Raw genomic sequence first — 7,978 nt, 5'->3', positions numbered from 1 at the left:
GGGCATGCCCCGCCACTACGCTTTTAGGGCGGGGCATGCCCCGCCACTACGCTTTTAGGGCCGGGCATGCTATGCCCCTACGCTTTTACGGCGGATTAATTGCTGGTTTTTACCGGGCTATCCGGCTTTTTATCGTTGCCGGCGATATACGGGCTCCACGGCTGGGCGCGCACCGGTTTGTCGGTCTGCCAGACCACGTTGAACTGGCCGTTATCTTCGATCTCGCCAATCATCACCGGCTTATGCAGGTGGTGGTTGGTCTGATCCATGGTCAGGGTGAAGCCGTCCGGCGCGGCAAAGGTCTGCCCGGCCATCGCCGCACGAACTTTATCCACGTCGGTAGTGCCCGCTTTCTCAACCGCCTGCGCCCACATATGGATGCCGACATAGGTGGCTTCCATGGGATCGTTGGTCACCACGGTATCGGCGTTCGGCAGCTTGTGCGCCTTGGCGTAAGCGCGGTAGGCAGCGACGAACTGCTTGTTGGTTGGGTTATCCACCGACTCGAAGTAGTTCCAAGCGGCGAGGTTGCCGACCAGCGGTTTAGTGTCGATGCCGCGCAGCTCCTCTTCGCCTACCGAGAAGGCGACCACGGGCACATCGGTGGCTTTGATGCCCTGGTTAGCCAGCTCTTTATAGAACGGTACGTTGGAGTCACCGTTGATGGTGGAGACCACCGCCGTTTTACCACCCGCCGAGAATTTCTTGATGTTGGCGACGATTGTCTGGTAGTCGCTGTATCCAAACGGCGTGTAGACCTCTTCGATGTCGCTATCCTTCACGCCTTTTGAGTGCAGGAAGGCGCGCAGGATTTTGTTGGTGGTGCGCGGGTAGACGTAGTCAGTGCCGAGCAGGAAGAAGCGCTTAGCGGAACCGCCATCTTCGCTCATCAGATATTCCACCGCCGGGATCGCCTGCTGGTTTGGCGCGGCGCCGGTGTAGAACACGTTGGGCGACATCTCTTCGCCTTCATACTGCACCGGGTAGAACAGCAGGCCGTTCAGCTCCTCAAACACCGGCAGCACGGACTTGCGCGACACCGAGGTCCAGCAGCCGAACACCACGGCGGCTTTATCCTGAGTCAGCAGCTGGCGCGCCTTTTCGGCAAACAGCGGCCAGTTAGAAGCCGGGTCAACCACCACCGGCTCCAGTTTTTTCCCCAGCACGCCGCCTTTGGCGTTGATCTCATCAATGGTCATCAGCGCCACATCCTTCAGCGGCGATTCGGAAATCGCCATGGTGCCGGACAGGGAATGCATAATCCCCACTTTGATGGTGTCAGCCGCCTGCACGCTCCACGACAGACCCATTGCCACAACGCTGGCAGACAGCGCGAATGCCTTGATCAACGAACGTCTCTTCATCAGTGAACCCCTAAAAGTAGTGAAAGATTATGTGGATGAAACATTGTGTAGCCTTGCCTGCTGTAACATATGGAGGGTAATTTTTCTGACCTCGGCCCGACTACCGGCAATGTGATCGGTCAGGATGCGCTGAGCCTCCTCGCTGTGCTGATGCAATATCGCGCGTAAAATGCGCGCGTGTTCGTTATAGGTGGCGCTAATGCGATCCGCACGGGTGAAGTCGAGGCGGCGAATAATGCGGATCTTCTCCGTCAGTTCGGCGTGAATGCGCGCCATTTCGCTGTTGCCTGCGCTGGCGACCAGCGCCAGATGGAACGCCTCATCGTGCAGCGACACGGCATTGCCGTCTGCCAGACGCGCTTCGTCAATCCAGAAGCAGGTCAGCCGGGTCAGCAGCTGGGCGCAGTCAGCGGCAGGCAGGCAGCACAGGCGTTTCACCGCTTCGCACTCCAGCACAATGCGCAGGTCATACAGCTCTTCGAAGTAGGCGAAGTCGAACTGTCGCACCTGCCAGCCGCTACGGAACCACACCTCGACATAGCCTTCGCGCTCCAGGCGGAACAGCGCCTGGCGCACCGGCGTGCGGCTGACCTCCATGCGCTCCGCCACTTCGCTTTCGCTGAAGCGGTCGCCCGGCATCAGGCGAAAGTCGAAGATGTCGTTTTTCAGCCGCTGGTAAACGCGATCGGCCAGCGCTTCCGGCCGATCTTTACTGCGTTTGGCCTCCATGACTATTCCAGCCATAGCAGGGCATCGCCGGGGCTGACCGGGCGGCCTGGCTGGCAGCCGATGCGCTTCACGCGCCCGGCCTGCGGGGCGTTGATCGCCAGCTCCATTTTCATCGCTTCCACGATGATCAATGGCTGCCCGGCTGCCACTTCATCGCCCGGCTGCACCAGCACTTTCCAGATATTGCCGTTCATGTCGGCGCTGACCTGCAGCGCGCCGTCATCCTCTGGCGCCGGGCACAGCGTCTCTTCGCTGGTCAGCGGAGCGCCTTCCTCCTCCTGCGCCCACAGCGCCACTTCGGTCTCAAAGGCGCTGGCCTGCCTGCGGCGGAATTCAGCGATAGAGTGCGCATTTTCGTTAAGAAACTGCGTATGTTCGGCGAAATCAAACAGCGACGGCTCGATGCGAATGGTGGCGCGCCCCTCGCGGAAGTCGTCGCGCAGCACGTCCAGCTCGGCTTCGCTCACCGGGTAGAAACGGACCTGGTCGAAGAAGCGCAGCAGCCACGGCTCGCTGGCGGCGAACTGTTCGTTCTTGAGGAACTTGTTCCAGATTGGCAGCGTGCACCCGACCAGCTGGTAGCCGCCCGGTGAGTCCATGCCGTAGATGCACATGTACATGCCGCCGATGCCGACGGTACCTTCGGCGGTAAAGGTGCGCGCCGGGTTGTATTTCGAGCTCAGCAGGCGGTGGCGCGGGTCGATCGGCACGGCGCACGGTGCGCCGAGGTAAACGTCGCCGAGGCCGAGGATCAGGTAGCTGGCATCAAAAAGGGTGCTGCTGACCTCTTCACGGCTGCTGAGGCCGTTAATACGCTGGATGAAATCAACGTTGTTGGGCAGCCACGGCGCGCTGGCGCGCACGGTTTCGGCATAGCGCTCAACCGCGCCCAGCGTGGCGCTATCCTCAAAGGCCATCGGCAGGTGAACGATGCGCGACGGCACTTTCATCTGCGTGACGTCGCCGAGATTTTTTTCCAGCTGAAGCAGCAGGGTCATCAGCTGTTTCTGGCTGAGGATCTGGCTGTCGTAGCGAATTTGCAGCGAGCGCACGCCCGGAGACAGCTCCTCAACCCCCGGCTGGCCGGACTCGCGCAGCGCAGTCATCAGCAGGTGAACGCGCAGGCGCAGCGCCAGATCCAGCACGTTGTCGCCATACTCCAGCAGGATGTAGTTGTCGCCCGCCTGGCGATAAATCGCGGTTGGCGTGCTGGTAGTGGCTTTGATCGCCGCCAGAACCGTGGCCGAGCCCTGTGCGGTTTGCGCCAGTGACGGCACGGCAAAGGGGGCGCAGTGCAGGGCGCTCAGGCTGTCGACGCTGCGGTCCTGCGCCTGCTCCAGCGCGTGCGCCTCGTCGAAACCGATCGGATGGAAGCGGATGCGGTCACCCGGTTTCACCTGGCCAACCTTCCACAGCTCGGCTTTGGCGATGGTCACCGGGCAGACGAAGCCGCCGAGGCTCGGTCCGTCACGGGTGAGGATCACCGGGAAGTCGCCGGTAAAGTTGACCGCGCCGATGGCGTATTCACAGTCGTGGACGTTGGACGGATGCAGACCGGCTTCGCCGCCGTTGGCGCGTGCCCACCCCGGTTTTGGGCCGACTAAGCGCACCCCGAGGCGGTTTGAGTTGTAGTGCACCTGCCACTCGGCGGCGAAGAACTCGTCAATCGACTGCTGGGTGAAGAAGTCCGGGGCGCCGTGCGGGCCGTACAGCACGCCGATGCGCCACTCGTCGCCATACACAGGCTGCTGCGCCGGGGCCAGCGCGGCGGGTTCAGTCTGCGGGGCGGGCGTGGTGCAGGCGGCCAGCTCAGGCTGGGAGATCGCCAGCATATCGGCGACGCGCAGGGTGCGCCCGGCGTGGCCGCCAAACTGACCCAGGGCGAAGGTCGAGCGGCTGCCGAGGTATTCCGGCACGTCGAAACCGTTGCGCACCGCCAGATAGGTGCGGCAACCCTGCTGAGCACGGCCGAGGGTCAGCGTCTGCCCGGCTTTAACCTTTAGCGGCTGCCAGTACGCCACCTCTTCGCCGTCCAGCGCTGCCGGGCAGGCGGCACCGGTCAGGGCAATCAGCGCGTCGCTGTGAAAACGCAGGGTTGGCCCCTGAAGAGTGAACTCCAGCCCGGCGGCCTCTTTGGCATTGCCGACGATGCGGTTGGCCAGGCGAAAAGCGTAATCATCCATCGGGCCGGACGGCGGCACGCCGATGTCCCAGTAGCCGAGGCGGCCCGGATAGTCCTGAATGCTGCTCCAGGTGCCGGGCTGGATCACCTCGATCACCGGCGCTTTGGGCGTGAAGCCGTCGAGCAGGCGCGTCCAGACGTTGCCGGTGCGGAAGGCCTCGGTGGCGACGATCTGGCGCAGGTAGTCGAGGTTGGTGGCGATGCCGTGCAGGCGGGTTTCACTGAGCGCCGCCTGCATTTTTTCCAGCGCCGCCGCGCGGCTGTCGGCATGGACAATCAGCTTGGCGATCATCGGATCGTAGAACGGCGAGACTTCGGTGCCGGTACTGATCCAGCTGTCGACGCGCACCCCCTCCGGGAAGCAGACTTCGGTCAATACGCCGGGGCTGGGCTGGAAGTTTTTCAGCGGATCTTCAGCGTAAATACGCACTTCGATCGAGGCGCCCTGCGGCATCCGGGCCATCTTCGCCCAGTCCGGCTGTTCCCCGGCGGCGACATGCAGCATGCACTCCACCAGATCCAGCCCGGTCACGCACTCGGTGACCGGGTGCTCCACCTGTAAGCGGGTGTTCACTTCGAGGAAAAAGAATTCGTCGCGCGCCGCGTCATAGATATATTCCACCGTCCCGGCGCTGCGATAGTTGACCAGCTCGCCGAGCTTAACGGCGGATGCCAGCAGGGCAGCGCGGGTGGCGGCAGGCAGGTTCGGCGCCGGGGTCTCTTCCACCACTTTCTGATTACGGCGCTGCAGCGAGCAGTCGCGTTCGCCGAGGGCCACAACCTTGCCTTTACCGTCACCGAAGATCTGTACTTCGACGTGGCGCGCCTGGTCGATGCAGCGCTCCAGAAACACCCCCGCGTCGCTGAAGAACTGTTCGCCGAGGCGGCGCACGCTCTCCCAGGCGCTGATGAGTGCGGCCTCATCCGCGCAGCGCGTCAGGCCGATGCCGCCACCGCCCGCGGTGCTTTTCAGCATCACCGGGTAGCCGATACGGGTGGCGGCTGCGATGGCATCGTCCAGTGAGGCCAGCAGCGGGGTGCCAGGCGTCATCGGCACGCCAGCGGCGGCGGCCAGCTCGCGCGCGCGGTGCTTGAGGCCAAACTCGCCAATCTGCTGCGCGGTCGGGCCGACAAATTCAATCCCGGCCGCTTCACAGGCGGCGGCGAAGGCCAGGCTCTCGGAGAGGAAGCCGTAGCCCGGCCAGATCGCTTCGGCACCGCTCTGTTTGGCGGCGGTGAGGATCTTGTCGATTGCCAGGTAGCTGTCGCTGGCTTTATCCCCGCCGAGGGCGATAGCGATGTCGGCATCCTTGACGTGCTGCGCGTTTTTATCGGCGTCGGAGTAGACCGCCACGCTGGTCACGCCGAGGCGCTTCAGGGTGCGGATGGCGCGGCAGGCAATTTCGCCGCGGTTAGCGATCAGAACAGTGCTAAACATGAGATTTCTCCTCGCGGCTCAGCCAGCGACGCCAGCCGCCGAATTCGGTAATGTCAGTGGCCTGCGTCAGCGCCGCAGGTTCGCAGATAAAGCCTTTCACCGTGCGGCCATCGGCCAGCTCCAGCGTACCGATGCCGAGCGGGGCGGGGATCTCCGCCACGAACTCGCCAAAGCGCGCCAGCGGGATATCCCACAGCTCAACGATAATGGCGCTGCCTGCGCTATCGCGTGCCAGGCCCGGCTTTGGCGGGGTAGTGTTGGCCAGCGCGTACAGACGGTAGCTGGCGGCGGTGGTGGTCTCTTCAACCCGCACCGCATCGCGGCGCGTCAGCTGGTGGTTGAGCGGCATTCCGCTAAGGTGCGCGCCGACCACCGCCACGCGCACGTGCAGCGCGGAGGCAGGCAGATCGTTGGCGAACGGCAGCGGCCTGCCGGTGGCGCCGAGGCTCAGGGCCTGGCGCTTCTGCCAGCGGCTGCCAAAGGTCGCCAGCGCCCGGTCATACCAGGCCGGGGCGATCAGCGTAATGCCCGCAGGCAGGCCGTCGGCGCGGAACGGGCCCGGCAGCGCAAGGGCTGACAGGTCGGCGAGGTTGGTGAAGTTGGTGTAAGTGCCGAACTGCGAGTTGTAGCGCACCGGCTCCTGCTTCATCTCTTCCAGGGTGTGAATGGTCGGCGAGGTGGGCACCACTAAGGCGTCGAACTGGCTCAGCGTCTGTTGGATCTGACGGGTCAGTTCGGCCCGCAGGTACTCAGCCTTAAAGGCATCCACCGCGCTGTAGCTGTTGCCGCTGGCGACGATGCCATACACCACCGGGTCCATCTCTTCCGGGCGCGACAGCATTTCGCCCACCGCCACGGTGCGCTCTGCCACCCACGGGCCGTAGTAGAGCTGCTCGGCGAGTTGAGTGAAGGGGGTGAAGTCGATCGGATGCAGCGTGGCTCCGCCAGCGATTAATTTGTCCAGGGCGGCCTGCCACGCATCCTGCGCCTGTTGGTCACCGAAGAACTCCGGACTGGCGGGAATCGCGAAACGCGCCGCTTCCGGCAGCGAGGCCGGGGCAAGGCCTGGGTTAACACGCGAGTAAGCGTCGAGGCTGTCATAACCCCCGGCGCAGCTGGCGGCGAGGAAGGCATCTTCCACCGTCAGGGCAAAGATTGAGATGGTGTCATTCAGGCGGCAGGCGGGCACCACGCCGGTGGCGGAGAGCCAGCCTTTGGTGGGCTTCAGGCCAACAATATTGTTAAACCCGGCCGGAACGCGCCCGGAGCCGGCCGTGTCGGTGCCAAGGGCGAAGCACACCAGGCCGCGCGCGGTGACGGAGGCAGAGCCAGAGCTGGACCCGCCGCTGACGTAGTCAGGATTAAAGGTGTTACACACCGCGCCAAACGGCGAGCGCGTACCGACCAGCCCGGTGGCGTATTGATCGAGATTGGTTTTGCCGATGGCAATCGCGCCTGCGGCCTTGAGATTCGCGACTGCCACGGCATCGCTTTCCGCGGTGTAGGTAAATGCCGGGCAGGCGGCGCTGGTCGGCCAGCCGGCAATATCAATATTGTCTTTCACCGCAAAGGGGACGCCAAACAGCGGCAGCGAGGCGGGATCCTGCTGCCAGGCGACCAGCAGCGGTTCCAGCTGCGCACGCAGCTGCGCCTTCGTCGCCAGGTAGAGCCAGGCGTTGTCATCGATAGAGAGCGAGGCCAGCAGCGCCTCCAGCGTGGAGAGCACCTCCTGTGGATGCTGCTGATGGTGCTGCTGCCACTGCTGGAGCGTAAACCCGGTGGTCAAAGCCATATGTTGAATTCCGTCTGGTATACAAGATGGAATTCAACAAAGCAAACGATGTGCCAGTTTTTAATATATTGATTTAAAGTGATATTTTAAAATTCAGACTGACCGCATGCACGCTCAGCGCGCAGGCTTTGTACAAAGTTGGGGCAAGGGTTGAACCGTTGCAGGGGGCGACCGCTTTTTTGTGTCGCCCCGTGTTTTCAATGCCGGGTCGATCGAAAAAGAGGATCGACCCCTACAATGGAATGCGAACGTGCCGAGCGAAAAAATGGCGTAGGGGGCGACCGCTTTTTTTGGTCGCTCCGTGTTTTCAATGCCGGGTCGATCGAAAAAGATGATCGACCCCTACAAAGGAATGCGAGCGTGCCGAGCGAAAAAATGGCGTAGGGGCCGACCGCTTTTTTTGGTCGCCCCGTGTTTGCAATGCCGGGTCGATCGAAAAAGATGATCGACCCCTACAAAGGAATGCGAGCGTG

Annotated in this window: 4 protein-coding genes; all 4 read right to left on the bottom strand. The window is 62.9% G+C overall.

Going from position 1 to position 7,978, the window contains the following annotated elements; translation table 11 throughout:
- Positions 1–95: 95 nt before the first annotated feature.
- The 4 genes from urtA to atzF are packed head-to-tail and all read right to left on the bottom strand — an operon-like array spanning position 96 to position 7,505.
- Positions 96–1,364, bottom strand: coding sequence for an urea ABC transporter substrate-binding protein (gene urtA, locus QLG07_RS02275; RefSeq protein ID WP_048914769.1), 1,269 nt, complete (start codon positions 1,362–1,364; stop codon positions 96–98).
- 27 nt (positions 1,365–1,391) lie between these two features.
- On the bottom strand, positions 1,392–2,093 hold the full coding sequence (locus QLG07_RS02270) for a GntR family transcriptional regulator (protein WP_048914770.1): 702 nt from the start codon (positions 2,091–2,093) through the stop codon (positions 1,392–1,394).
- A 2-nt stretch (positions 2,094–2,095) separates the two neighbouring features.
- On the bottom strand, positions 2,096–5,713 hold the full coding sequence (gene uca / locus QLG07_RS02265; RefSeq protein ID WP_282468375.1) for an urea carboxylase: 3,618 nt from the start codon (positions 5,711–5,713) through the stop codon (positions 2,096–2,098).
- Positions 5,706–7,505: an allophanate hydrolase gene (gene atzF / locus QLG07_RS02260; RefSeq protein ID WP_282468374.1), complete on the bottom strand. Its 1,800-nt coding sequence runs from the start codon at positions 7,503–7,505 to the stop codon at positions 5,706–5,708. Before atzF ends, uca begins: the two co-directional genes overlap by 8 nt.
- Between the last annotated feature and the right edge of the window lie 473 nt (positions 7,506–7,978).

This window comes from Erwinia sp. V90_4 (genome assembly GCF_029967685.1).
In the GTDB taxonomy this organism is placed as follows: Bacteria; Pseudomonadota; Gammaproteobacteria; order Enterobacterales; family Enterobacteriaceae; genus Erwinia; species Erwinia aphidicola.
Note: the sequence above shows the minus strand (reverse complement) of the source record. Positions and strands in the feature narration are given on the sequence as shown.